At 65.3% G+C, this 24,758-nt stretch carries 27 protein-coding genes and 1 tRNA gene; 18 read left to right on the forward strand and 10 right to left on the reverse strand.

Annotated elements, in window-relative coordinates; all coding sequences use genetic code 11:
• The first annotated feature begins 201 nt into the window (after positions 1–201).
• The 5 genes from glnA (at position 202) to ntrC (ending at position 5,735) form a co-directional block, all read left to right on the forward strand.
• Positions 202–1,608 (forward strand): glutamate--ammonia ligase, encoded by a 1,407-nt coding sequence (glnA, locus tag D3880_RS20740; RefSeq protein ID WP_119895307.1) that lies wholly within the window; start codon positions 202–204, stop codon positions 1,606–1,608.
• A gap of 232 nt (positions 1,609–1,840) precedes the next feature.
• Positions 1,841–2,398 carry a DUF4124 domain-containing protein gene (locus D3880_RS20745; RefSeq protein ID WP_119895308.1) on the forward strand — a complete coding sequence of 186 codons (558 nt, stop codon included), beginning with the start codon at positions 1,841–1,843 and terminating at the stop codon, positions 2,396–2,398.
• A gap of 3 nt (positions 2,399–2,401) precedes the next feature.
• Positions 2,402–3,025, forward strand: coding sequence for a DUF4124 domain-containing protein (locus D3880_RS20750; RefSeq protein WP_119895309.1), 624 nt, complete (start codon positions 2,402–2,404; stop codon positions 3,023–3,025).
• Positions 3,026–3,216: 191 nt separating this feature from the next.
• A complete protein-coding gene (gene glnL, locus D3880_RS20755) occupies positions 3,217–4,302 on the forward strand; it encodes a nitrogen regulation protein NR(II) (protein ID WP_119895310.1) in 1,086 nt (361 codons plus the stop codon).
• Complete coding sequence (ntrC, locus tag D3880_RS20760; RefSeq protein ID WP_119895311.1) at positions 4,299–5,735, forward strand: nitrogen regulation protein NR(I); 1,437 nt, start codon at positions 4,299–4,301, stop codon at positions 5,733–5,735. The genes glnL and ntrC overlap by 4 nt, the downstream gene beginning before the upstream one ends.
• Before the next feature lie 290 nt (positions 5,736–6,025).
• Here ntrC and D3880_RS20765 read toward each other — a convergent pair whose 3' ends face one another.
• Positions 6,026–6,463, reverse strand: a complete 438-nt coding sequence (locus tag D3880_RS20765; RefSeq protein ID WP_119895312.1) for a hypothetical protein — start codon at positions 6,461–6,463, stop codon at positions 6,026–6,028.
• On the opposite strand from D3880_RS20765, the gene trmL reads away from it, so the two are divergent.
• A complete protein-coding gene (gene trmL / locus D3880_RS20770; protein ID WP_119895313.1) occupies positions 6,462–6,923 on the forward strand; it encodes a tRNA (uridine(34)/cytosine(34)/5-carboxymethylaminomethyluridine(34)-2'-O)-methyltransferase TrmL in 462 nt (153 codons plus the stop codon). The two genes, D3880_RS20765 and trmL, sit on opposite strands and share 2 nt — an antisense overlap.
• A gap of 145 nt (positions 6,924–7,068) precedes the next feature.
• On the opposite strand, the gene secB is transcribed toward trmL, so the two are convergent.
• The 3 genes from secB to D3880_RS20785 are packed head-to-tail and all read right to left on the reverse strand — an operon-like array spanning position 7,069 to position 8,266.
• Positions 7,069–7,554 carry a protein-export chaperone SecB gene (gene secB, locus D3880_RS20775; RefSeq protein ID WP_119895314.1) on the reverse strand — a complete coding sequence of 162 codons (486 nt, stop codon included), beginning with the start codon at positions 7,552–7,554 and terminating at the stop codon, positions 7,069–7,071.
• Between the two features lie 42 nt (positions 7,555–7,596).
• Positions 7,597–7,851: a glutaredoxin 3 gene (grxC, locus tag D3880_RS20780; RefSeq protein ID WP_119895315.1), complete on the reverse strand. Its 255-nt coding sequence runs from the start codon at positions 7,849–7,851 to the stop codon at positions 7,597–7,599.
• Between the two features lies 1 nt (position 7,852).
• Positions 7,853–8,266 carry a rhodanese-like domain-containing protein gene (locus D3880_RS20785; protein WP_119895316.1) on the reverse strand — a complete coding sequence of 138 codons (414 nt, stop codon included), beginning with the start codon at positions 8,264–8,266 and terminating at the stop codon, positions 7,853–7,855.
• A 144-nt stretch (positions 8,267–8,410) separates the two neighbouring features.
• Between D3880_RS20785 and gpmI the strand changes: the two genes are divergently transcribed.
• From gpmI to D3880_RS20800, 3 genes are all read left to right on the forward strand, one after another.
• Positions 8,411–9,946 (forward strand): 2,3-bisphosphoglycerate-independent phosphoglycerate mutase, encoded by a 1,536-nt coding sequence (gene gpmI, locus D3880_RS20790; RefSeq protein ID WP_119895317.1) that lies wholly within the window; start codon positions 8,411–8,413, stop codon positions 9,944–9,946.
• Between the two features lie 175 nt (positions 9,947–10,121).
• Positions 10,122–11,387, forward strand: coding sequence for a murein hydrolase activator EnvC family protein (locus tag D3880_RS20795; protein WP_119895318.1), 1,266 nt, complete (start codon positions 10,122–10,124; stop codon positions 11,385–11,387).
• A 49-nt stretch (positions 11,388–11,436) separates the two neighbouring features.
• The gene (locus tag D3880_RS20800; protein WP_119895319.1) at positions 11,437–12,753 is read left to right on the forward strand and encodes a S41 family peptidase; all 1,317 of its coding nucleotides are present in this window, start codon (positions 11,437–11,439) and stop codon (positions 12,751–12,753) included.
• A gap of 210 nt (positions 12,754–12,963) precedes the next feature.
• On the opposite strand, the gene D3880_RS20805 is transcribed toward D3880_RS20800, so the two are convergent.
• The 6 genes from D3880_RS20805 to hisB all read right to left on the reverse strand — a co-directional run bounded on the left by D3880_RS20805 (position 12,964) and on the right by hisB (position 16,966).
• Positions 12,964–13,719 (reverse strand): substrate-binding periplasmic protein, encoded by a 756-nt coding sequence (locus tag D3880_RS20805; protein WP_119895320.1) that lies wholly within the window; start codon positions 13,717–13,719, stop codon positions 12,964–12,966.
• 112 nt (positions 13,720–13,831) lie between these two features.
• Positions 13,832–14,602 carry an imidazole glycerol phosphate synthase subunit HisF gene (gene hisF / locus D3880_RS20810; protein WP_119895321.1) on the reverse strand — a complete coding sequence of 257 codons (771 nt, stop codon included), beginning with the start codon at positions 14,600–14,602 and terminating at the stop codon, positions 13,832–13,834.
• A 100-nt stretch (positions 14,603–14,702) separates the two neighbouring features.
• The gene (hisA, locus tag D3880_RS20815; protein WP_119895322.1) at positions 14,703–15,440 is read right to left on the reverse strand and encodes a 1-(5-phosphoribosyl)-5-[(5-phosphoribosylamino)methylideneamino]imidazole-4-carboxamide isomerase; all 738 of its coding nucleotides are present in this window, start codon (positions 15,438–15,440) and stop codon (positions 14,703–14,705) included.
• A 40-nt stretch (positions 15,441–15,480) separates the two neighbouring features.
• Positions 15,481–15,738, reverse strand: a complete 258-nt coding sequence (locus D3880_RS20820) for a DUF2164 domain-containing protein (RefSeq protein ID WP_119895323.1) — start codon at positions 15,736–15,738, stop codon at positions 15,481–15,483.
• Positions 15,735–16,373, reverse strand: coding sequence for an imidazole glycerol phosphate synthase subunit HisH (gene hisH, locus D3880_RS20825; protein WP_119895324.1), 639 nt, complete (start codon positions 16,371–16,373; stop codon positions 15,735–15,737). Before hisH ends, D3880_RS20820 begins: the two co-directional genes overlap by 4 nt.
• Positions 16,373–16,966, reverse strand: coding sequence for an imidazoleglycerol-phosphate dehydratase HisB (gene hisB / locus D3880_RS20830; RefSeq protein ID WP_119895325.1), 594 nt, complete (start codon positions 16,964–16,966; stop codon positions 16,373–16,375). The genes hisH and hisB overlap by 1 nt, the downstream gene beginning before the upstream one ends.
• A gap of 125 nt (positions 16,967–17,091) precedes the next feature.
• On the opposite strand from hisB, the gene D3880_RS20835 reads away from it, so the two are divergent.
• The 9 genes from D3880_RS20835 (at position 17,092) to D3880_RS20875 (ending at position 24,707) form a co-directional block, all read left to right on the forward strand.
• Positions 17,092–17,490, forward strand: coding sequence for an acetyl-CoA sensor PanZ family protein (locus tag D3880_RS20835; protein WP_119895326.1), 399 nt, complete (start codon positions 17,092–17,094; stop codon positions 17,488–17,490).
• A gap of 146 nt (positions 17,491–17,636) precedes the next feature.
• On the forward strand, positions 17,637–19,868 hold the full coding sequence (locus tag D3880_RS20840; RefSeq protein WP_119895327.1) for an AsmA family protein: 2,232 nt from the start codon (positions 17,637–17,639) through the stop codon (positions 19,866–19,868).
• Positions 19,865–20,929 carry an A/G-specific adenine glycosylase gene (mutY, locus tag D3880_RS20845; protein WP_119895328.1) on the forward strand — a complete coding sequence of 355 codons (1,065 nt, stop codon included), beginning with the start codon at positions 19,865–19,867 and terminating at the stop codon, positions 20,927–20,929. The genes D3880_RS20840 and mutY overlap by 4 nt, the downstream gene beginning before the upstream one ends.
• Before the next feature lie 66 nt (positions 20,930–20,995).
• Positions 20,996–21,268, forward strand: coding sequence for an oxidative damage protection protein (locus D3880_RS20850; RefSeq protein ID WP_119895329.1), 273 nt, complete (start codon positions 20,996–20,998; stop codon positions 21,266–21,268).
• 91 nt (positions 21,269–21,359) lie between these two features.
• A tRNA-Phe gene (locus D3880_RS20855) sits at positions 21,360–21,435 on the forward strand.
• Positions 21,436–21,729: 294 nt separating this feature from the next.
• A complete protein-coding gene (locus tag D3880_RS20860) occupies positions 21,730–22,503 on the forward strand; it encodes an ABC transporter ATP-binding protein (protein WP_119895330.1) in 774 nt (257 codons plus the stop codon).
• A 14-nt stretch (positions 22,504–22,517) separates the two neighbouring features.
• Positions 22,518–23,270, forward strand: a complete 753-nt coding sequence (locus tag D3880_RS20865) for an ABC transporter substrate-binding protein (protein WP_119895331.1) — start codon at positions 22,518–22,520, stop codon at positions 23,268–23,270.
• A gap of 55 nt (positions 23,271–23,325) precedes the next feature.
• Positions 23,326–24,021: an ABC transporter permease gene (locus D3880_RS20870; RefSeq protein ID WP_119895332.1), complete on the forward strand. Its 696-nt coding sequence runs from the start codon at positions 23,326–23,328 to the stop codon at positions 24,019–24,021.
• The gene (locus D3880_RS20875; protein ID WP_119895333.1) at positions 24,018–24,707 is read left to right on the forward strand and encodes an ABC transporter permease; all 690 of its coding nucleotides are present in this window, start codon (positions 24,018–24,020) and stop codon (positions 24,705–24,707) included. Before D3880_RS20870 ends, D3880_RS20875 begins: the two co-directional genes overlap by 4 nt.
• Positions 24,708–24,758: the final 51 nt, after the last annotated feature.

Below are 24,758 nucleotides of genomic sequence, written 5' to 3' on the forward strand. Positions count from 1 at the left end.
CCCCACAATAGTGCATCAGGACGCGCCACGCGCCATCGCAACCCCCGCCACGCCTGAGTTTCAGGGCTCGCTCCCAACCTGGAGCACTGGCACGCAATTTGCTCCCTTGTGAGGCAGACTGCCCTGGCGGAGTATGCCGCCCCGGCTTCAACTTTATTACTCAGAGGCTAATCGTTAAGCCTTTACCTTCTGGAGGACATCATGTCGAAGGCGCTTCAACTGATTAAAGATAACGATGTGAAGTGGGTAGACCTGCGCTTCACCGACACCAAAGGCAAGCAGCACCACGTGACCATGCCGGCCCGTGATGCTCTGGACGAAGACTTCTTCGAACACGGCAAGATGTTCGACGGCTCGTCCATCCATGGCTGGAAAGGCATCGAAGCCTCCGACATGATCCTGCTGCCGGTCGACGAAACTGCCGTGCTCGACCCGTTCACCGAAGAGCCGACCCTGATCCTGGTCTGCGACATCATCGAGCCGAGCACCATGCAAGGCTACGACCGCGACCCGCGCTCCATCGCCAAGCGCGCCGAGGAATACCTGAAGACCACCGGCATCGGTGACACCGTATTCGTGGGCCCGGAGCCTGAGTTCTTCATCTTCGACGAAGTGAAGTTCAAGTCCGACATCTCCGGCTCGATGTTCAAGATCATCTCCGAGCAAGGCTCGTGGATGACCGACCAGGACGTCGAAGGCGGCAACAAGGGCCACCGTCCGGCCGTCAAAGGCGGCTACTTCCCGGTTCCGCCGTGCGACCACGACCACGAAATCCGTACCGCCATGTGTAATGCCATGGAAGAAATGGGCCTGGTCATCGAAGTTCACCACCACGAGGTGGCGACTGCCGGTCAGAACGAAATCGGCGTGAGGTTCAACACCCTGGTCGCCAAGGCTGACGAAGTTCAGACCCTGAAGTACTGCGTGCACAACGTCGCCGACGCCTATGGCAAGACCGCGACCTTCATGCCGAAGCCGCTGTACGGCGACAACGGCTCGGGCATGCACGTGCACATGTCCATATCCAAAGATGGCAAGAACACCTTCTCCGGCGAAGGCTATGCCGGCCTGTCCGAGACCGCCCTGTACTTCATCGGCGGCATCATCAAGCACGGTAAAGCCCTGAACGGCTTCACCAACCCGGCGACCAACTCCTACAAGCGTCTGGTTCCGGGCTTCGAAGCTCCGGTCATGCTGGCCTACTCGGCCCGCAACCGTTCCGCCTCGATCCGCATCCCGTACGTTTCTAGCCCGAAAGCCCGTCGCATCGAGGCGCGCTTCCCGGACCCGGCTGCCAACCCCTACCTGGCCTTCGCCGCGCTGCTGATGGCCGGTCTGGACGGTATCCAGAACAAGATCCACCCCGGCGATGCCGCCGACAAGAACCTGTACGACCTGCCGCCGGAAGAGGCGAAAGAGATCCCGCAGGTTTGCGGCAGCCTGAAAGAGGCGCTGGAAGAGCTGGACAAGGGCCGTGCGTTCCTGACCAAGGGCGGCGTGTTCACCGACGACTTCATCGATGCCTACATCGAGCTGAAGAGCGAAGAAGAAATCAAGGTGCGCACCTTCGTGCACCCGCTGGAATACGACCTGTACTACAGCGTCTGATCCGGCTCTGCTGAACATGAGGCCTCCTTCGGGAGGCCTTTTTTATGCCTTGCGTTCTATCGGAAACCCCCGAGTCGAACCTAGGATCATTCCGAGTTCGCCAGCCCACTCAGCGGCGGGATTGCCGACCACTGCGCAAGGTCGGCCACGCGCGCCGCCGCCGCGGCCTTTTCCCTTGCCAGTCACGCCCGGCGATGCAAGGCTTAGCGCAGTCCACCCGAGGAGCACACGCATGCGTTTGCCGATTGCCTGCCTGATGCTGGCACTGACCCTGCCGGCCAGCGCGCAGATCTACAAATACACCGACGCCAAGGGCAATACGGTGTACACCAACCAGCCACCGCACGGCGTTAAGAGCGAGACGGTCGAATTGCCGCCGCCCAATACCGTGGAGATGCAGGCGCCAAGCGCGGCGGCCGGCGACGCCGGGCAGAATGTTCAGGCCGAGCAAGCGCCCTACCGCCAGCTGCGCCTGGCCAACCTTCCCGATGAGGCGGCCTTGCGCGCCAACAGCGGCACCTTCAGCGTCAGCGTCGAGCTACAACCGCGCCTGCAACCCGGCCATAGTCTGCGCCTGCTCCTCGACGGCCAGCCCTATGGCGCGCCGAGCCAGGTGACGAGCCTGCAGTTGACCAACATCGCGCGCGGCGAACACAGCCTGGCGGTGGAAGTCCTCAGCGGCGACCAAGCGATCCAGCAGAGCGCGACCGAGACCTTCACCGTGCAGCGCGTCAACACCAGCAGCCCGGCGCTGCGCCCGCCAGCCCCCACCCCCCGAGCCACGCCCTGACTCATGCGCCTTACGCTCTTCTGCCTGCTCCTGCTCGGCCTGCCGGCCATGGCCGAGGTCTACACCTACCTCGACGCCGAAGGCAACCGGGTGTTCACCGACCGCCCCCACCCCGGCAATGCCCAGCGCCTGCAACTGACGCCGGCCAACAGCATGGGCGGCCAACGGCCCAATGCCGCGCCGCCGGCTCCGGCTCCGGCCGCCCCGGTCACGGTGCCGAGCTACCAATTGCTGCGCATTCTGGTGCCGGAGCCGGACGCGACCATCCAGAACGGCACTTCCGGCGATCTGATCGTCACCGCCACCAGCGAGCCCGGCCTGCTTCCCGGGCATAACTACCAGGTGCTGCTGGATGGCCGGCCCGCCAGCGAGCCCAGCCGCAGCCCGGTGTTCCCGCTGAGCAACCTGGAACGCGGCAGCCACCAGCTGGCGGTGGAAATCCGTGACGCCGAAGGCCGCACGCTGGAGCGTACCCCCAACCAGCCGGTGCATATCCTGCGCGCCTCGCTGGCGCAAAAGCGCCGGATCAAGCCGTGCAAGCACGAGGATTACGGCGCGCGCCCGGAATGCCGACTGCAGGACAAGCCGGCCGAAGAGCCCGACATCCCCCTCGTCCCCTTCATGTGAGCCCGGCAGGATTCGCACCATAACAGTGCGACATCCTGCACCACTTTCTGTACGCTCACCATAATGGTTCACCACCAGCGCCCCATCGCGCCGGAATGCGGCCGCAAACGCTAAGCAGCCTGGTTTTCCCGCGTCTTTTCGGGGCTTTGGTTTGTTTTTTGCATTTTCCGACCCAACTCCGGAAGCTGCCTATGACCATTAACGACGCACTGCACCGCCTGCTGCTCGACAACCTGACCACCGCGACCCTGCTGCTCAACGCCGAACTGCGCCTCGAGTACATGAATCCGGCGGCCGAGATGCTCCTGGCCGTCAGCGGTCAGCGCAGCCACGGACAATTCATCAGCGAACTGTTCACCGAGTCGCCCGAGGCCCTGGCATCCCTGCGTCAGGCCGTCGAGCAGGCGCACCCGTTCAACAAGCGCGAAGCGGTGCTGACCGCCCTGACCGGGCAGACCCTGACCGTCGATTACTCGGTCACGCCGATCCTCAACCGCGGCGAGACCCTGTTGCTGCTGGAAGTCCTGCCGCGCGACCGGCTGCTGCGCATCACCAAGGAAGAGGCGCAGCTGTCCAAGCAGGAAACCACCAAGCTGCTGGTGCGCGGCCTGGCCCACGAGATCAAGAACCCGCTCGGCGGCATCCGCGGCGCCGCCCAGTTGCTGGCCCGCGAGCTGCCGGAAGAGAGCCTGCGCGACTACACCAACGTGATCATCGAAGAGGCCGACCGCCTGCGCAATCTGGTCGATCGCATGCTCGGCTCGAACAAACTGCCGAACCTGGCACCGACCAACGTCCACGAGGTGCTGGAGCGGGTCGGCAGCCTGGTCGAGGCGGAAAGCCAGGGCGGCATCACCCTGGTGCGCGACTACGACCCGAGCATCCCGGACGTGCGCATCGACCGCGAACAGATGATTCAGGCGGTGCTCAACATCGTCCGCAACGCCATGCAGGCCATCGGCACGCAGAACGAGCTGCGCCTCGGCCGTATCACCTTGCGCACCCGCACCCTGCGCCAGTTCACCATCGGCCATACCCGCCATCGCCTGGTGACCAAGGTCGAGATCATCGACAACGGCCCGGGCATTCCGGCCGAGCTGCAGGACACCATCTTCTATCCCATGGTCAGTGGCCGCCCGGACGGTACCGGGCTGGGGCTGGCCATCACCCAGAACATCATCAGTCAGCACCAAGGCCTGATCGAGTGCGAGAGCCACCCCGGCCACACCGTGTTCTCGATCTTCCTGCCGCTGGAACAAGGAGTCAGCCCGTCATGAGCCGCAGTGAAACCGTCTGGATTGTCGATGACGACCGCTCGATCCGCTGGGTACTGGAAAAAGCCCTGCAACAGGAAGGCATGGACACCACCAGCTTCGACAGCGCCGACGGTCTGATCAACCGCCTCGGCCGCCAGCAGCCGGACGTGATCATCTCCGACATCCGCATGCCGGGCGCCAGCGGCCTCGATCTGCTGGCGCGGATTCGCGAGCTGCATCCGCGCCTGCCGGTGATCATCATGACCGCGCACTCCGATCTGGACAGCGCCGTGGCCTCCTACCAGGGCGGCGCCTTCGAGTACCTGCCCAAGCCGTTCGACGTCGACGAAGCGGTGTCGCTGGTCAAGCGCGCCTTCCAGCACGCCCAGGAGCAACAGGGCCTGGAGGCACCCGCCGCACTGGCACGCACGCCAGAAATCATCGGCGAGGCGCCGGCCATGCAGGAGGTGTTCCGCGCCATCGGCCGCCTCTCGCACTCCAACATCACCGTGCTGATCAACGGCGAGTCCGGCACCGGCAAGGAGCTGGTCGCCCACGCCCTGCACCGCCACAGCCCGCGCGCGGCCGCACCGTTCATCGCCCTGAACATGGCGGCGATCCCCAAGGATCTGATGGAATCCGAGCTATTCGGCCATGAGAAAGGCGCCTTCACCGGCGCCACCAATCAGCGCCGCGGACGCTTCGAGCAGGCCGACGGCGGCACCCTGTTCCTCGACGAGATCGGCGACATGCCGGCCGATACCCAGACCCGCCTGCTGCGCGTGCTGGCCGACGGCGAGTTCTACCGGGTCGGCGGGCATACCCCGGTCAAGGTCGACGTGCGCATCATCGCCGCCACCCACCAGAACCTCGAGTCGCTGGTGCAGGCCGGCAAGTTCCGCGAGGACCTGTTCCACCGCCTCAACGTCATCCGCATCCATATCCCGCGCCTGTCCGACCGCCGCGAGGACATCCCCACCCTCGCCCGCCATTTCCTCAGCCGCGCCGCCCAGGAGCTGGCCGTCGAGCCCAAGCTGCTCAAGGTCGAGACCGAGGACTACCTGAAGAACCTGCCCTGGCAGGGCAACGTACGCCAGCTGGAAAACACCTGCCGCTGGATCACGGTGATGGCCTCCGGGCGCGAAGTGCATATCGACGACCTGCCGCCGGAGCTGTTGACCCAGCAGCAAGACAGCGCGCCGGTGACCAACTGGGAGCAGGCGCTGCGCCAGTGGGCCGACCAGGCCCTGGCGCGCGGCCAGTCGAGCCTGCTGGACAATGCCGTGCCGGCATTCGAGCGGATCATGATCGAGACCGCGCTCAAGCACACCGCCGGCCGCCGTCGCGACGCCGCCGTGCTGCTCGGCTGGGGCCGCAATACCTTGACGCGCAAGATCAAGGAGTTGGGCATGAAGGTCGCCGGCGGCGATGACGACGAGGGCGACGACGCCTGAGGCGCGCCCCTGAACCACGCAAAAGCGGGCCACTGGCCCGCTTTTGCGTTTCTCCGCCCGCCACTCGTAACCTAGCCGGATGCTCATTGCCGGCGCGCGGGGTGCACGCGATGCACCCCCGCGGTTCAAACGCAGCGCCTTAATGGCCGGCGAAAAACCCGCAACGCGGCTGCAGCCCAATAAATTCGAGCCCTGGCGCCATCGTAATAAAACTGGCACATGCTCTGCATAGGATAGAGCACAGCCAGTTTCGGGGACCTTGGTACAGGCAGGCCGGGGAATCCCCTCTTTTATTCCGCCCGCAGGCTGATCGTCAGCCGCCACCGCCCGTCCGCCGTTGCGCCGTGCCATTCGCCGCGCAACGGGCGGGCAGCGACCAGATTCAGCAGCAAGCCCTGCGCGCCCCGCCCCACTCGCCAATTCACCGCCTTGCCGTTCAGTTGCAACTGGCCGCGGCGAGCCTCACCCTCGGCATCGATCCGCAGCAGCAGCGCACCCTGCACGTGCTCGCCGTGCACCTGCGCCTCACGGTTGAACCACAGCACCAGGCCGCCGGCCTGCACCTCCACCCGTTCGAGACTCACCGGCTCGGGGCTGCTCAGGCGGCCGAGCATCAGCCCGACCAGCAGGCCGAGCAACGCCAGGGCGGCGAGAAAACGCCAACGCAACTGCGGGCGCGGGTCCTCGGGAGTAGAATGCCGCCCGTCCTCAAGCGCGGAGCCGTGCATGTTTCACGTCATCCTTTTTCAACCGGAAATTCCACCGAATACCGGCAACATTATCAGGCTGTGCGCCAACAGCGGTTGCAGCCTGCACCTGATCGAGCCGCTCGGCTTCGAACTGGACGACAAGCGCCTGCGCCGCGCCGGTCTGGACTACCACGAGTACGCCCAGGTACAGCGCCACCCCGACCTCGCCAGCTGCCTGCAGAGTCTCGGCCAGCCGCGCCTGTTCGCCTTCACCACCAAGGGCTCGCACGCCTTCCACGAAGTCCAGTACCGCCCCGGCGACGCCTTCCTGTTCGGCCCGGAAAGCCGCGGCCTGCCGGAAGAGGTGCGCAACGCGCTGCCGCCGGAACAGCGCCTGCGCCTGCCGATGCGCCCCGGCTGCCGCAGCCTGAACCTGTCCAACACCGTGGCGGTGACGGTGTATGAGGCCTGGCGCCAGCAGGGTTTCGCCGGGGCGTAAGATGGGTTGAGGAGCGTAGCGACGATACCCATCATGCCGATGCCCATGGGTATCGCTTCGCTCAACCCATCCTACGGCTACTCGCACCTTGTCGGCGCCCATAAAAAACGCCGCTAAAAAGCGGCGTTTGATACCCGGTCGGGGCTTAGGCCTGGGCCGGCGCCGTGCCGGCGGCCTGCATGCGCGCCAGTTCCTGGGCATACAGGGCATCGAAGTTCACCGGCGACAGCATCAGCGCCGGGAACGAGCCGCGCACCACCAGGCTGTCCAGGGTTTCGCGCGCGTAGGGGAAGAGGATGTTCGGGCAGAACGCGCCGAGGGTGTGGCTCATGGACGCCGGGTCCAGGCCCTTGATCAGGAAGATGCCGGCCTGCTGCACTTCGGCGATGAAGGCGACTTCTTCACCGGTCTTGACCGTTACCGAGAGGGTCAGCACCACTTCATGGAAGTCGCCTTCCAGGGCCTTCTGGCGAGTGTTCAGATCCAGCGCGACGCTCGGGTTCCACTCCTGGCGGAAGATTTCCGGGCTCTTCGGCGCCTCGAAGGACAGGTCGCGGACATAGATGCGCTGCAGGGAGAACTGCGGGTTCTGCTCGTCCGGAGCAGCGCCACTGGTTACTTGATCGGTCATAGCGGAGCCTTCTTCTTATACGGGTTTGTACGGGGTGAACATTCAGGCCTCGAGCAGCGCGTCCAGCTTGCCGGCGCGCTCCAGGGCGTAGAGGTCATCGCAGCCACCGACATGGGTGCTGCCGATCCAGATTTGCGGCACCGAAGTGCGCCCGGCCTTGTGGCTCATCTCGGCGCGCAGCTGCGGCTGGCCATCGACTTTGATTTCCTCGAAGGCCACGCCCTTGCTCGCCAGCAGTTGCTTGGCGCGCATGCAGTAGGGGCACCAGTCGCTGGAATAGACGACGACGCTGGGCATCTCACTTCACCAGCGGCAGATTGTCGGCGCGCCAGCTGCCTATCCCGCCGCCCAGCTTGGCGGCGTTGAAGCCGGCCTTCTTCAGCTCGCGGCAAGCGGTGCCGGCATGCTGGCCCATGGCATCGACCACGATCAGGGTCTTGGCCTTGTGCTTGTCCAGCTCGCTCATGCGCGCGACGAGCTTGTCGTAGGGGATGCTCAGCGCATCGACGATGTGCCCGCTGGCGAAGTCCTTGCTGCTGCGCACGTCGACCACCAGGCCGCCGTCGCTGTTGACCAGCGCGGTGAGCTCGCGGCTGCTCAGGCTTTTGCCGCCCTTGTTCAGTTCGGTGACGATCAACAGCGCCAGCAGCACGGCGAACAATCCGCTCAGTACATAGTGGTTAGAGACAAATTCAATCAGGTGGGCAAGCATCACGTGGTTCCACAACCGTAAAATGGCGGCCAGTATACACAGGCCCAAAGGTCGGCCAAACCCCGTCCGGCGGTGACGCCAACGGAACTTGGCTTTAAAATGCCGCTCTTTTTTTCACCCCCTTAGCGCAACCGAGTCGACCCCATGACTGCTACGCCAAAACCGCTGGTTCTGATCATCCTCGACGGCTTCGGTCACAGCGACAGCCCCGAATACAACGCCATCCATGCCGCCCGCACGCCGGTCTACGACCGCCTGTGGGCGACTCAGCCGCACAGCCTGATTTCCGGCAGCGGCATGGATGTTGGCCTGCCGGACGGGCAGATGGGTAACTCCGAGGTCGGCCACATGAACCTCGGCGCCGGCCGCGTGGTGTACCAGGACTTCACCCGGGTGACCAAGGCGATCCGTGACGGCGAGTTCTTCCAGAACGCCGTGATCAACGGCGCGGTCGACCAGGCCGTGGCCACCGGCAAGGCCGTGCACATCCTCGGTCTGCTCTCCGATGGCGGCGTGCACAGCCACCAGGACCATCTGGTGGCCATGGCCGAACTGGCCGCCCAGCGCGGCGCCGAGAAGATCTACCTGCACGCCTTCCTCGACGGGCGCGACACTCCGCCGAAGAGCGCCCAGCCGTCGCTGGAACTGCTCGACGCCACCTTCGCCCGCCTCGGCAAGGGCCGCACCGCCAGCCTCATCGGCCGCTACTTCGCCATGGACCGCGACAACCGCTGGGACCGCGTCGCCCAGGCCTACAACCTGATCGTCGACAGCCAGGCCGAGTTCAGCGCCGCCAGCGCCGTCGAGGGCCTGGAGGCCGCCTATGCGCGCGGCGAGAGCGACGAGTTCGTCAAGGCCACCCGCATCGGCGCGCCGGCGCCGGTGGCAGACGGCGACGCCGTGGTGTTCATGAACTTCCGCGCCGACCGCGCGCGCGAGCTGACCCGCGCCTTCGTCGAGCCGGACTTCCAGGAATTCGCCCGCGCCCGCCAGCCGCAGCTGGCCGGCTACATCATGCTCACCCAGTACGCCGCCAGCATCCAGGCGCCCAGCGCCTTCGCCCCGGCCAGCCTGGACAACGTGCTCGGCGAATACCTGGCGAAGCATGGCAAGACCCAGCTGCGCATCGCCGAGACCGAAAAATACGCCCACGTCACCTTCTTCTTCTCCGGCGGCCGCGAAGAGCCGTTCGAAGGCGAAGAGCGCATCCTCATTCCGTCGCCGAACGTCGCCACCTACGACCTCAAGCCGGAGATGAGCGCCCTGGAAGTCACCGACCGCATCGTCGAGGCCATCGAGCAGCAGCGTCACGACGTGATCATCGTCAACTACGCCAACGGCGACATGGTCGGCCACACCGGCGTGTTCGCCGCCGCGGTGGCCGCGGTGGAATGCCTGGACGGCTGCGTCGGCCGCATCGTCGCCGCGCTGGACAAGGTCGGCGGCGAGGCACTGATCACCGCCGACCACGGCAACGTCGAACAGATGGAAGACGAGTGCACCGGTCAGGTGCACACCGCCCATACCTGCGAACCGGTCCCCTTCATCTATGTCGGCAAACGCCCGCTTAGTCTGCGCGAAGGCGGCGTGCTGGCCGACGTAGCGCCGACCATGCTCAAGCTGATGGGCCTGGCGCAGCCGGCGGAAATGACCGGCACCAGCATCATCGAGCTGCAATAACCTCGCCCGCGCCTAGCGAAGCCCCGGCCAGTGCCGGGGCTTCGGCGTTTCCAGGCAGCCGTTGCGGCACCCTGCAGATCCGCGCCCACGCCCGCCATCCGCGGCACGGGCGTTTTTTTTGCCACGCTCCGCGGGCATACTAGGCCGGTCCTCCCTCCTCGGTGTCACACGCCCCATGCCTCGTGCCCTGCTTGCCCTTCTTTGCCTCTGCTTGCTCAGCCCGGCCATGGCCGATCAGCGCGCGGAAACCCAGCAGCAGCTGGAAGCGGCGCGCAAAGACATCAACGAGCTGAAAAAACTGCTCAACCAGGTCGAGCAGGAAAAATCCGGCGTGCAGAAACAGCTGCGCCACACCGAAACCGAGATGGGCGACCTGGAAAAGCAGGTCAAGTCCCTGCAGGACGAGCTGAAGGACAGCGAGACCGAGCTGCAGCGCCTGGATGACGAGAAAAAAAAACTCGACAGCGCGCGCCATGAACAGCAGCGCCTGATCGGCATCCAGGCCCGCGCCGCCTATCAGGCCGGCAATCAGGAGCCCCTGCGTCTGCTGCTCAACCAGCAGCAGCCGGCGCAGTTCTCGCGCACCCTCACCTACTACGAATACCTCGGCCAGGCGCGGGTCGACCAGCTCAACACCTTCAATGAAACGCTGCGCCAGCTGGCCAATGTCGAGCAGGACATCGCCACCCAGCAAAGCCGCCTGAACGAACAGAAAAGCGCCCTCGACGGCCGCCGTGAGCAGCTGGCGCAGGTGCGCAAGGAGCGCCAGCTGGCCCTGGCGCAACTGAACCAGCAGTCCAGCGAACGCAGCCGCAAGCTCAAGGCCCGCGAGCAGAACCAGGCCGAGCTCGGCCGCGTGCTGAAAACCATCGAGGAAACCCTGGCCCGCCAGGAGCGCGAAGCCAAGGCCGCCGCCGAAGCCGCCCGTCAGCGCGCGCTGGCCGAGCAGCGTCTGGCCGCCAGCCAGCCGCCAAGCAAGGCCAAGCCGGCCGCTGCCGGGCCGCTGGTGTCCAGCAGCGGCGCCAATTACGGCGGGCCGTTCGGCCAGGCGCGCGGCAAGCTGCCGTGGCCGGTCAGCGGCCGTCTGGTGGCCCGCTACGGTGCCCCGCGCGGCGGCGACGCGCGCAGCACCTGGGACGGCGTGCTGATCGGCGCCAGCGCCGGCAGCCAAGTGCGCGCCGTGCACGGCGGCCGGGTGGTGTTCGCCGACTGGTTGCGCGGCGCCGGGCTTCTGGTCATTCTGGATCATGGCAACGGCTACCTGAGCCTCTACGGCCATAATCAGAGTCTGTTGAAAGATGCCGGCGATATCGTCAAGGCCGGCGAGCCGATCGCCACCGTTGGCACCAGTGGCGGGCAAGACGCCCCGGCCCTGTATTTTGCGATTCGTCAGCAGGGCCGCCCCAGCGACCCCGCTCAGTGGTGCCGCGCGCAGGGCTAGGAAGCTCGCGTCTTGGTAGCGCCGCACATTATTTAGGAGTCAGTCTCACATGCCGCATTTGCCCCGCCTCACTTCCCTGGCTGCCGCGCTTGCGCTGCTGCTAGGCGCGCCGCTGCTGCCAGCCGCCGAGTCGAGCCCGCCGGCGGTCGACGCCGCCGCCAAGGACAAGGCGCCGCTGCCGCTGGATGAACTGCGCACCTTCGCCGAGGTCCTCGACCGAGTGAAAGCCGCCTATGTCGAGCCGGTGGACGACAAGACCCTGCTGGAAAATGCGATCAAGGGCATGCTCAGCAACCTCGACCCGCACTCGGCCTATCTCGGCCCCGAGGACTTCCAGGAACTGCAGGAAAGCACCAGCGGCGAGTTCGGCGGCCTGGGCATCGAGGTCGGTATCGAAGACGGCTTCGTCAAGGTGGTGTCGCCGATCGACGACACCCCGGCGTCCAAGGCCGGCATCCAGCCCGGCGACCTGATCATCAAGATCGACGGCCAGCCGACCAAGGGCCTGTCGATGATGGAAGCGGTGGACAAGATGCGCGGCAAGCCGGGGCAGAAGATCCAACTGACCCTGGTGCGCGAAGGCGGCCAGCCCTTCGACCTGGAGCTGACCCGCGCGGTGATCAAGGTCAAGAGCGTCAAGAGCCAGCTGCTCGAAGCCAACTACGGCTACCTGCGCATCACCCAGTTCCAGGTCAACACCGGCGAGGAAATCGGCAAGGCCCTGGCCAAGCTGCGCAAGGACAACGACGGCAAGAAGCTGCGCGGCCTGGTCCTCGACTTGCGCAACAACCCCGGCGGCGTGCTGCAGTCGGCAGTGGAGGTCGCCGACCACTTCCTCAAGAAGGGTCTGATCGTCTACACCAAGGGCCGCATCGCCAATTCCGAGCTGCGCTTCTCCGCCGACCCGGCCGACGCCAGCGAAGGCGTGCCGCTGGTGGTGCTGATCAACGGCGGCAGCGCCTCGGCCTCGGAGATCGTCGCCGGCGCCCTGCAGGACCACAAGCGCGCGATCCTGATGGGCACCGACAGCTTCGGCAAGGGCTCGGTGCAGACCGTGCTGCCGCTGAGCAACGAGCGCGCGCTGAAGATCACCACCGCGCTGTACTTCACCCCCAACGGCCGCTCGATCCAGGCCCAGGGCATCATTCCGGACATCGAAGTGACCCGCGCCAAGATCACCCGCGAGCAGGATGGCGAGATCTACAAGGAAGCCGACCTGGCCGGCCACCTCGGCAACGGCAACGGCGGCGCAGACAAACCGAGCGCCAAGAAGGCGGCCGCCATGCCGCGCCCACAGGACGACGACTTCCAGCTCGGCCAGGCGCTCAACCTGCTCAAGGGCCTCAACGTCACCCGCGGCGGCTAAACCGGCGGAGCGACTGCAGAAACAAAAAACCCGGGCCTTGGTCCGGGTTTTTTATGGGCCCATCGGCCTTAGAACCTGTTTCGGATCTCGCGAGCTAGAGTCATACAAGGCAAAACGGCTGAGGATGCGGAGTTTACGAGTTGTAAATGAGCATTCCGAAGCCGTTTTTAACGCCGTTTGGCCGACGCGCAGCAGATCCGAGACAGGTTCTTACAGATAGCTGTTGAGGATGTCATCAACGAAGCCCTCGGCACGCATCTGCTCCAGCGCGGCCTGGAGCTTCTGCACCACCTCGTCCGGCACATCCTTGTTCAGCGCCAGGAACAGCTCGGCGCTGTTGAAGCGCAGCACGGTCTTCAGCCCGGACACGCCCTCCTGCTTGGCCAGGTAGCGCCCGGCCGGATCGCCGCTGGCCCACAGGTCGATCTGCCCGCTCTCGAGCTTCTTGGCATTCTCCTGGTCGCGCAGCGCGGTGATCGGCTCCAGCTTGTGCTGGGTCAGGTACTCGGCGATGGCATCGCCCTTGTAGGCGCCGATCTTGTACTGCTTGGCCTGCTCCAGGCTGCCGAGGGTGATCGGGCTGTCGCTCTTGGCCAGCAGCACCCAGTCGTCCGGACCGATCGGACCGACCCACTTGAACAGCTGCTCGCGCTCCGGCAGACGGGCGGTGACGAACACGCCGTAGTCCGGCTTCTCCAACGCCAGCTTGTAGATGCGGTCCCAGGGGAAGCGCAGGGTCAGGCTGTACTTGATCCCGGCGCGCTTGAACATCTCGCGCACGATGTCGGCGGCGATGCCGTCGATGTTGTCTTCCTGGGCGAAGTTCTTGCCGTTGATCGCCATGTTGTAGGGCGGGAAGTTCTCGGTCAGCAGGACCACGCTGTAGTTTTCGTCCACTTCGGCGCGCGCGGCGGTGGAGAGCACCAGCAAGGTGCCGGCAAACGTGAGCAGCAGGCGTTTCAACATAAGCCACTACCTAAGTCAGAGGGATCGGAAAGGTGCTGGAGCGCAGCTCACTGCGCTCGCGGAGCTCAATAGTAGGCAAGAACCGCGCTCAGCGCCCGCTCTAAACCGCGGCTCAGCGCACCACGATGCCACGACTGGCCAAATAGGCCTTGGCCTCCGGCACGGTGTATTCGCCGAAGTGGAAGATGCTCGCCGCCAGCACGGCTGAGGCCTTGCCTTCGAGGATGCCGGCGGCCAGGTGTTCGAGGTTGCCGACGCCGCCGGAGGCGATCACCGGGATACCCACGGTGTCGCTGATGGCGCGGGTGACACCGAGGTCGTAGCCGCGCTTGACGCCGTCCTGATCCATGCTGGTCAGGAGGATCTCGCCGGCGCCGAGGTCTTCCATCTTCTTCGCCCAGGCCACCGCATCGAGACCGGTCGGCTTGCGCCCGCCATGGGTGAAGATTTCCCAGCGCGGGGGTTCGCCGGGGGCGGAAACCTTCTTGGCGTCGATGGCGACGACGATGCACTGCGAGCCGAAACGGTCGGCCGCCTCGCCGACGAATTCCGGGGTGAACACCGCAGCGGTGTTGATCGACACCTTGTCGGCGCCGGCATTCAGCAGGTTGCGGATGTCCTGCACGGTGCGCACGCCGCCGCCGACGGTGAGCGGGATGAACACCTGGCTGGCCATGCGCTCGACGGTGTGCAGGGTAGTGTCGCGGCCATCGACGCTGGCGGTGATGTCGAGGAAGGTGATCTCGTCGGCGCCCTGCTCGTCGTAGCGGCGGGCGATCTCCACCGGGTCGCCGGCGTCGCGGATGTTCTCGAACTTGACGCCCTTGACCACGCGGCCGTTGTCGACGTCGAGGCAGGGGATGATGCGTTTTGCCAGTGCCATTGCGGTGCTCTCGCGACTTGTAGGGTGGACAACGCTTTGCTTGTCCACCATCGATCGGTGGAAAACGCTTCGCGGTTTTCCACCCTACCCTACGTTCAGATTAACCCTTGTAGCTGTCGCACAGCGCCTGCGCTTCGGCGACGTCCAGGGTGCCTTCGTAGATCGCCCGGCCGGTGATCGCGCCGATGATGCCCGGGGCCTTGGCGTCCAGCAGGGCCTGGATGTCGCCGAGGTTGTGGATGCCGCCGGAGGCGATCACCGGAATCTTCGTGGCGTTGGCCAGGGCGGCGGTGAAGGGCACGTTGCAGCCCTGCATCATGCCGTCCTTGGCGATGTCGGTGTAGACGATGGCGGCGACGCCATCGGCCTCGAAACGCTTGGCCAGGTCGATGACCTGCACCTGGCTGATTTCCGCCCAGCCGTCGGTGGCGACGAAGCCGTCCTTGGCATCCAGGCCGACGATCACCTTGCCGGGGAAGGCCTTGCACGCCTCGCTGACGAACTCCGGCTGCTTGACCGCCTTGGTGCCGATGATCACATAGCCGACCCCGGCCTTGACGTAGTGCTCGATGGTTTCCAGCGAGCGGATGCCGCCGCCGATCTGGATCGGCAGTTGCGGGTAGCGCTTGGCGATGGCGGTGACCACTTCACCGTTGACCGGCTGGCCCTCGAAGGCGCCATTCAGGTCGACCAGGTGCAGGCGCCGGCAGCCGCCGTCCACCCACTTGGCGGCCATGCTCACCGGGTCGTCGGAGAACACCGTGGAGTCGTCCATGCGGCCCTGGCGTAGACGCACGCAGGCGCCGTCCTTGAGATCGATAGCGGGAATAATCAGCATCGCGGAAACCTGTTTGAGTCTTGAGTTCGGTTAGGACGGGTCAGCTCTTCTCGAGCGCCCACAAGTCGCTTTCGATGCTCTGGAACCTGTCGGCCAGGTGCGCCTGCACATCGGCAATCGCCTTGTTGTAAAAGTGTGGCGCCACTTCGCGGGTGAACAACTCGAGCACTTCCTGCACCTCGAAGGAACCCAGCTGCAGCTCGAAGCGCTCCTCGAGGAAGCGTTTGATACTCTGCAATGCGGCCCGCTCCTGGGCGGCGTCCAGCGCCAGGATCGGCGGCTTCTTGGCGCGGCTCACCAGCGACCATCCCAGGCGGCGAAGTTCTGCAGCAATTGCAGGCCGTGGGTATGGCTCTTCTCCGGGTGGAACTGCACGGCGAAGCGCGAGCCCTCGGCCAGCGCGGCGGCGAAGTCCTTGCCGTAGTGGCCGCGGCCGGCGACCTGGCGCGGATTGCCAGCCTCGATGTAGTAGCTGTGCACGAAGTAGAAGCGCGCCAGGTCCGGAATATCGTGCCAGAGCGGGTGGTCGAGGCTCTGCGCGACTTCGTTCCAGCCCATGTGCGGCACTTTCAGGGCCTCGCCGTCCTCGACCAGATCCTTGCCGAAGAAGCGCACCTGGCCGGGGAACAGGCCGATGCAGTCGACCCCATCGTTCTCCTCGCTGCGCTCGAGCAGCGCCTGCATGCCGACGCAGATGCCGAGGAACGGCCGGTCCTGGCTGACTTCGCGGACCAAGCTGTCGAAACCGAGGCGGCGGATCTCGGCCATGCAGTCGCGAATCGCGCCGACGCCGGGGAACACCACGCGGTCGGCCTCACGAATCACCTGCGCATCGCTGGTGATCTGCACCCGCCCGGCACCGACATGCTCGAGGGCCTTGGCCACCGAGTGCAGGTTGCCCATGCCATAGTCGATTACGGCAACGCTTTGCATCAGAGCATGCCCTTGGTCGACGGCATCTGCCCGGCCATGCGCGGGTCCAGTTCGACGGCCATGCGCAGCGCGCGGCCGAAGGCCTTGAACACCGTCTCGATCTGGTGGTGGGTGTTGTGCCCGCGTAGGTTGTCGATGTGCAGGCTGACCAGAGCGTGGTTGACAAAGCCCTGGAAGAACTCCTGGAACAGGTCGACGTCGAAGCCGCCGACCACCGCGCGGGTGAACGGCACGTGCATCTGCAGGCCGGGACGGCCGGAGAAGTCGATCACCACGCGCGACAACGCTTCGTCCAGCGGCACATAGGAGTGACCGTAACGGGTCATACCCTTCTTGTCGCCGATGGCCTTGGTGAAGGCCTGGCCGAGGGTGATACCGACATCTTCGACGGTGTGGTGGTCGTCGATATGCAGATCGCCCTGGCACTCGATGTCCAGGTCGATCAGGCCATGACGGGCGATCTGCTCGAGCATGTGCTCGAGGAATGGCACGCCGATGGCGAAGCGCGCCTTGCCAGTGCCATCCAAGTTGATCGAAACCTTGATCTGGGTTTCCAGGGTGTTGCGTTCGACGGACGCCGTACGTTCGGCCATCACCAGCTCCACAAATGCTCACGGAAAAGGCCGGCATTATAGGCTTTCGCGGCCGCACGCGGCTACCGACCGCAGCCACTCGCGGTTTACACTCGTCGCCCCACGCCCCCGCCGGAGCCCCCGCCATGCCCGTGTTCGTCGAAGTCGTCAGCGCCCCCACGGCGCAGGATCACAGCGATCTGGCGAAGATCTATGCCGATGCCCCGGCCTGGCTACTGGTGCCCTATGCCGACGCCGCGGCTCTGATTCAGGCCGGCCTGGATAACGGCACCCTGGTCGCCGGGCGCTTCAACGATCGCCTGCTCGGCGCCGCCCTGCTCGAACGCGGCGCCGCGCATTGGCAGCTGTCGCACCTGTGCGTACGCAAGGCCACCCGCCAGCGCGGCGTCGCTCGCCGCCTGCTCGACGAGGCCCAGCGCCTGGCCACCGAAGCCGGCAAGCCGCTGCACCTGGCCGCCCCCACCGGCCACCTGGAGAGTCAGGCCCTGGCCGCGCGCACGCACTTGCCGCTGGGCCCGCTGTAACGCCTACGCCGGTCCGGCGGCCGCGCCGACGCGGGAACCTGCCGCCGCTCGGCCCGTCCAACCCGCTACACGTCTGGCGGCGCAGCAGTTTTCCGCCACTCTGTATACTCCGCTATCACCCTGCTATTGCACACAAGGACTCGTCGATGAAATCGCTCGGCAAAATTCTCGGCCTGGTCTTCCTCGGCCTGTTGCTGATCGTCGTGGCGCTGGGCTTCGCCCTCACCCACCTGTTCGATCCCAACGACTACAAGGACGAAATCCGCCAGCTCGCCCGCGACAAGGCCAATCTGGAACTGACCCTGAACGGCGACATCGGCTGGAGCCTGTTCCCCTGGCTCGGCCTCGAGCTGCACGACGCGACGCTGGCCAGCGCCGTCACCCCGGAGCAGCCGTTCGCCGACCTCGACCTGCTCGGCCTGTCGGTGCGCGTGCTGCCGCTGCTGCGCAAGGAAGTGCAGATGAGCGACATCCGCGTCGAAGGCCTGAACCTGACCTTGCACCGCGACGAACAAGGCCACGGCAACTGGCAAGACATCGGCCGCCCGGCCAAGCCCGCCAGCGCTCCGGCCGACGCCAGCCAGTCGGCTCCGAGCACGCCTGCCAGCACCGACGCGGCCGAGGAGAAACCGGCGCAGCCGCTGAAGCTGGATATCGACAGCCTGATCGTCAACAACGCGCGTATCGACTACCAGGACGCCAAGAGCGGGCGGCAATTCAGCGCCGAAAGCATCCAGCTGACCACCGGCGCGATCCGCGAAGGGACCAATATTCCGCTGAAGCTGACCGCCTTCCTCGGCAGCAACCAACCGCTGCTGCGCGCCAAGACCGAACTGCAGGGCGAACTGCGCTTCGATCGCGCGCTCAAGCGCTACCAGCTGGAAGACCTGAAACTGTCCGGCGAGGCCTCCGGCGAGCCGCTGCAAGGCAAGACCGCGACCTTCGCCGTGCAGGGCCAATTGCTGCTCGACCAGGCGGCGCAGATCGCCGAATGGACCGGCCTGAAGCTGTCGGTCAACCAGCTGCGCGCCCTCGGCGAGCTGAAGGTGCGCGAACTGAACAAGACCCCCAAACTCACTGGCGGCCTGTCCATCGCCCAGTTCAACCTGCGCGAATTCCTCGACAGCCTCGGCCAGCCGCTGCCGGCCATGGCCGACGGCAACAGCCTGAGCAAGCTCGAGCTGGTCGCCCGTCTGAACGGCAGCCCGAACAGCCTGGCCCTGGACGAACTGAACCTGAAGCTGGACGACAGCAGCTTCAGCGGCCGCCTCGCCGTGGCCGATTTCGCCAAGCAGGCGCTGCGCGCGCAGCTGAAGGGCGACCGCCTCGACCTCGACCGCTACCTGCCGGCGAAAGCCGCCAAGGCCGCCGATGCCGCCAGCGCCAGCCGCCAGGCCGAAGTGCAAAGCACCGTCGCCACCGCCACCACTCAAGGCAACAGCGAACTGCCCAAGGCCCCGACCCAACAGGCCTGGAGCGAGGCGCCGCTGCTGCCGGTGGAGCGCCTGCGCAGCCTCGATCTGGAGCTGGACCTCGGTCTCGGCCAACTGACCCTGGAAAAACTGCCGATCGAGCAGGCCAGCCTCAAGGTTCAGGGCAAGGACAGCTTGCTGACTCTGCAGGACCTGCGCGGCGAACTGTACAACGGCCGCTTCGACGCCAAGGCTACGCTCGACGTGCGCCCGCCCGTGCCGCTGCTGACCATACAAAAGCACCTCAGCCAGGTGCCGGTGGAAAAACTCATCGAGAGCCAGGGGCAGAAAACCCCAGTCACCGGCCGCCTGGACCTGACCACCGACCTCAGCACCAGTGGCAACAGCCAGAAGACCTGGATCGAAGGCCTCAACGGCAGCGCCAGCTTCACCCTCAACGACGGCGTGCTGCTCAACGCCAACCTCGAACAGCAGCTCTGCCAGGGCATCGCCACCCTCAACCGCAAGAGCCCGGGTGGCCCGGTCGGCGGCAAGGACACGCCGTTCGAGGAACTCAAGGGCAACCTCAGCTTCCACAACGGCGTCGCCAGCAACCCCGACCTGCGCGCGCGCATTCCCGGCCTGAGCCTCAAGGGCGACGGCGACGTCGATCTGCGTGTGCTGGGCATGGACTACCGCGTCGGCATCTTCATCGAAGGCGACAAGCGCGAGATGCCCGACCCAGCCTGCCAGGTCAACCCGCGCTACGTCGGCATCGAATGGCCGGTGCGCTGCCGCGGCCCGCTGGAGCTGGGCGCCAAGGCCTGCCGCCTGGACCAGGACGGCCTGGGCAAGGTCGCCGCCAAGCTGGCCGGCAGCAAGCTCAACGAAAAGCTCGAAGAAAAACTCGGCGACAAGGTCAGCCCGGAACTGAAAGACGCACTCAAGGGCCTGTTCAAGCGATGAGTCCCGAGCAATTCAACGGCGCGGTGCTGGCCTGGTACGACCGCCACGGCCGCAAGGACCTGCCCTGGCAGCAGGGCATCAATCCGTACCGGGTGTGGGTCTCGGAAATCATGCTGCAGCAGACCCAGGTCAGCACAGTGCTCGATTACTTCGACCGTTTCATGCACACCCTGCCGACGGTCGAAGCGCTGGCCGCGGCGCCGGAGGACGAAGTCCTGCACCTGTGGACCGGGCTCGGCTACTACAGCCGTGCGCGCAACCTGCACAAGACCGCGCAACTGGTCGTCAGCGAGCACGGCGGCGAATTTCCCCGCGACGTCGACGCCCTCGCCGAACTGCCCGGCATCGGCCGCTCCACCGCCGGCGCCATCGCCAGCCTGAGCATGGGCCTGCGCGCACCGATCCTCGACGGCAACGTCAAGCGCGTGCTGGCGCGCTACAGCGCCCAGGACGGCTATCCCGGCGAACCCAAGGTGGCCAAGCAGCTGTGGGAAGTCGCCGAGCGCTTGACCCCGCAGCAGCGAGTCAACCACTACACCCAGGCGATGATGGATCTCGGCGCCACCCTCTGCACCCGCAGCAAGCCGAGCTGCCTGCTGTGCCCGCTGCAGAGCGGCTGCCGCGCCCACCAGCTGGGCCGCGAAAGCGCCTACCCGGTGCCCAAGCCACGCAAGACGCTGCCGCAGAAGCGCACCCTGATGCCGCTACTGGCCAACCGCGACGGCGCCATCCTGCTCTACCGGCGCCCCGCCAGCGGCCTCTGGGGCGGACTCTGGAGCCTGCCGGAACTGCTCGCCAGCAACGAACTGGACGGCCTCGCCGCCCGCCACGGCCTGACCCTCGGCAGCCGCCGCGAACTGCCCGGCCTGAGCCACAGCTTCAGCCACTTCCAACTGGCCATCGAACCCTGGCTGGTCCAAGTCGAGGCCCAGAGCCCCGCCGTGGCCGAGGGCGACTGGCTCTGGTATAACCTCGCCAGCCCGCCGCGCCTGGGCCTCGCCGCCCCGGTGAAGAAGCTGCTGAAGTGCGCGGAAACCGAATTGCACCAAGAGCCGGGCTGACCACGCCCCGCGCCGACTGATCGGCCGCGAAGCCCCAAGCGCCCGCCGAACCGCAGGAGATTGACCATGACCCGCACCGTGATGTGCCGCAAATTCAAAGAAGAACTGCCCGCCCTCGCCCGTCCGCCCTACCCCGGCGCCAAGGGCGAAGACATCTACAACCACGTCTCGCAGAAAGCCTGGGACGAATGGCAGAAACACCAGACCCTGCTGATCAACGAGCGACGCCTGAACATGATGAACGCCGAGGACCGCAAGTTCCTCCAGGCCGAGATGGACAAGTTCCTCTCCGGCGAGGAATACGCCCAGGCCGAAGGTTACGTCCCGCCCAGCGAATGAGGCCGAAATACGTAAGCGCCCGTTATCGCTAAATATTTTTCGTTCTCTCGCTTGACAGGCAAAGGTCAAATCCGTCTAATAGCGCCCCGTTGCCCAGGTAGCTCAGTCGGTAGAGCAGGGGATTGAAAATCCCCGTGTCGGCGGTTCGATTCCGTCCCTGGGCACCACTAATACCGAACAAAAAGCCTCAGCCAAGTGCTGGGGCTTTTTGCTTTCTGGGGTTCATCACCGACCAAGCTCCGACCTCGCCAGCGAACCCCGCACATATAAACAACCCGAATCCGATTGGGCTTTTTTGTATCAGCGCGACACCCGCCTTCGGCTATGCGACAAGCCTTCTTGCGGGCCGCATTTAGCCCTGCTCGCGCGCTTGGCTGGCTTTTGAACGCTATGCTAGCTTGGTGCCACGCCAGGAAGGCCAACAACTGCCGGAGCGCATCCCGAGAGCAAGAGGACCCTGTATGGCCGAGGCCACGCCCGCGCTGGAAATTCGCAATCTGCACAAACGCTACGGCGACCTCGAGGTACTCAAGGGCATCTCCCTGACCGCTCGCGATGGCGACGTGATCTCCATTCTCGGTTCCTCCGGTTCCGGCAAGTCCACCTTCCTGCGCTGCATCAACCTGCTGGAAAATCCCCATCAGGGGCAGATCATCGTCGCCGGAGAAGAGCTCAAGCTGAAGGCTAACCGCCACGGCGAACTGGTCGCCGCCGACAACAAACAGATCAATCGCCTGCGCAGCGAGATCGGTTTCGTCTTCCAGAACTTCAACCTGTGGCCGCACATGACGGTGCTCGACAACATCATCGAGGCACCGCGTCGGGTGCTCGGCCAGAGCCGTGCCGAAGCCATCGAAGTGGCCGAAGCGCTGCTGGCCAAGGTCGGCATCGCCGACAAGCGCCACGTCTACCCAAATCAGCTCTCCGGCGGCCAGCAACAGCGCGCGGCAATCGCCCGCACCCTGGCGATGCAGCCGAAGGTGATTCTGTTCGATGAACCAACCTCGGCCCTCGATCCGGAAATGGTACAAGAAGTGCTTGCGGTGATCCGCGCGCTCGCCGAGGAAGGTCGCACTATGCTGCTAGTGACCCATGAGATGGGTTTCGCCCGCCAGGTCTCCAGCGAAGTGGTCTTTCTGCATCAGGGCCTGGTGGAAGAGCAGGGGCCGCCCGCGCAGGTTTTCGACCACCCGAACTCGGCACGCTGCAAACAGTTCATGTCCAGCAATCACTAACGGAGCAACATCGCATGATGAACTATAAGAAGATTCTGCTGGCCGCTGCCGCCACCCTGGCCTTCGGTTCCGGCGCCTTTGCCGCGGACAAGTTGAAGATCGGCACTGAAGGCGCCTACCCGCCCTTCAACCTGATCGATGCCAGCGGCCAGGTGGTCGGCTTCGACGTCGAAATCGCCCAGGCGCTGTGCGCCAAGATGAAGGTCGAATGCGAGGTGGTGACCTCCGACTGGGACGGCATCATCCCGGCCCTCAACGCGAAGAAATTCGACTTCATCGCCGCCTCGATGTCGATCACCGAGGAACGCAAGCAGGCGGTGGATTTCACCGAGCCCTACTACACCAACAAGCTGCAATTCATCGGCAGCAAGTCGACCGAACTGAAAACCGACAAGGCCGGCCTCAAAGGCAAGGTCATCGGTGCCCAGCGCGCCACCATCGCCGGCAACTGGCTGGAAGACAACCTCAACGACGTGGTCGACATCAAGCTCTACGACACCCAGGAAAACGCCTACCTGGACCTGTCCTCCGGGCGTCTCGACGGCATCCTGGCCGACACCTTCGTCAACTGGGAATGGCTGAAGAGCGATGCCGGCAAGAGCTTCGAATTCAAGGGTGACCCGGTGTTCGACAACGACAAGATCGGCATCGCCGTGCGCAAGGGCGACCCGCTGCGCGAGAAGCTGAATGCCGCCCTGAAAGAAATCGTGGCCGACGGCACCTACAAGAAGATCAACGACAAGTACTTCCCGTTCAGCATCTACTGATGCCAGCCGACTGGCGTCACCGTGTGGCGGCGCCGGTCTTCAATAGTTGCCCCAGATGACCTTCGATCTCTACGGATTCGGTCCGGCGCTGGCCGCCGGCACCCTGATGACCATCCAGTTGGCGCTGTCGGCGCTGGCCCTCGGCCTGGTGCTCGGCCTGCTCGGCGCCCTGGCCAAGACTTCACCGTTCCGCACCCTGCAATGGTTGGGCGGCACCTACTCGACCCTGGTGCGCGGCGTTCCCGAATTGCTCTGGGTGCTGCTGATCTATTTCGGCACGGTCAACCTGATGCACGGTATCGGCGCGCTGGTCGGCAACCCGAGCCTGGAGCTGTCACCGTTCGCCGCCGGCAGCATCGCCCTCGGCCTGTGCTTCGGCTCCTACGCCACCGAGGTGTTTCGCGGCGCCATCCTGGCCATCCCCCGCGGCCACCGCGAGGCCGGCCAGGCGCTCGGCCTGTCGAAAACCCGCATCCTCTGGCGCCTGATCCTGCCGCAGATGTGGCGCATCGCCCTGCCCGGCCTCGGCAACCTGTTCATGATCCTGATGAAAGACACCGCGCTGGTGTCGGTGATCGGCCTCGAAGAAATCATGCGTCGCTCGCAGATCGCAGTAACCGCGAGTAAGCAGGCCTTTACCTTCTTCCTAGTGGCGGCCTTCATCTACCTGGGCCTGACCATCCTCGCCATGATCGGCCTGTACTGGCTGGAAAAACGCGCCGCCCGCGGCTTTGTCAGGAGCGCGTCATGAACTGGGAAGTCATCATCAAGTACCTGCCGCGGTTGCTCGACGGCGCCTGGCTGACCCTGGAGCTGGTCGCCATTGCGGTCATCGCCGGGCTGTTCCTCGCCATTCCACTAGGTGTCGCCCGCGCCTCGCGGCACTGGTACGTGCGCGCCCTGCCCTACGGCTACATCTTCTTCTTCCGCGGCACACCGCTGCTGGTGCAACTGTTCCTGGTCTATTACGGCATGGCGCAGTTCGAGGTGATCCGCCAGGGCCCGCTGTGGCCGTACCTGCGCGATCCGTACTGGTGCACTATCCTGACCATGACCCTGCACACCGCCGCCTATATCGCCGAGATTATCCGTGGCGCGATTCAGGCGGTGCCACCGGGCGAGATCGAGGCGGCACGCGCGCTGGGCATGTCGCGCCCTCAGGCGCTGTTCTACATCATCCTGCCGCGCGCCGCGCGCATCGGCCTACCGGCCTACAGCAACGAGGTGATCCTGATGCTCAAGGCCAGCGCCCTGGCCAGCACCGTCACCCTGCTGGAGCTGACCGGCATGGCACGCACCATCATCGCCCGCACCTACCTGCCGGTGGAGATCTTCTTCGCCGCCGGGCTGTTCTACCTGCTGATCGCCTTTATCCTGGTGCGCGGCTTCAAGCTGCTGGAACGTCGACTGCGGGTCGACGTCACCCAGGGGCGTTGAGCATCCAAGCCCCTCTCCGGCGGAGAGGGGCTTATACTGCGCTGCCACTCA

The sequence above is a fragment of the Pseudomonas cavernae genome (assembly GCF_003595175.1).
GTDB lineage: Bacteria > Pseudomonadota > Gammaproteobacteria > Pseudomonadales > Pseudomonadaceae > Aquipseudomonas > Aquipseudomonas cavernae.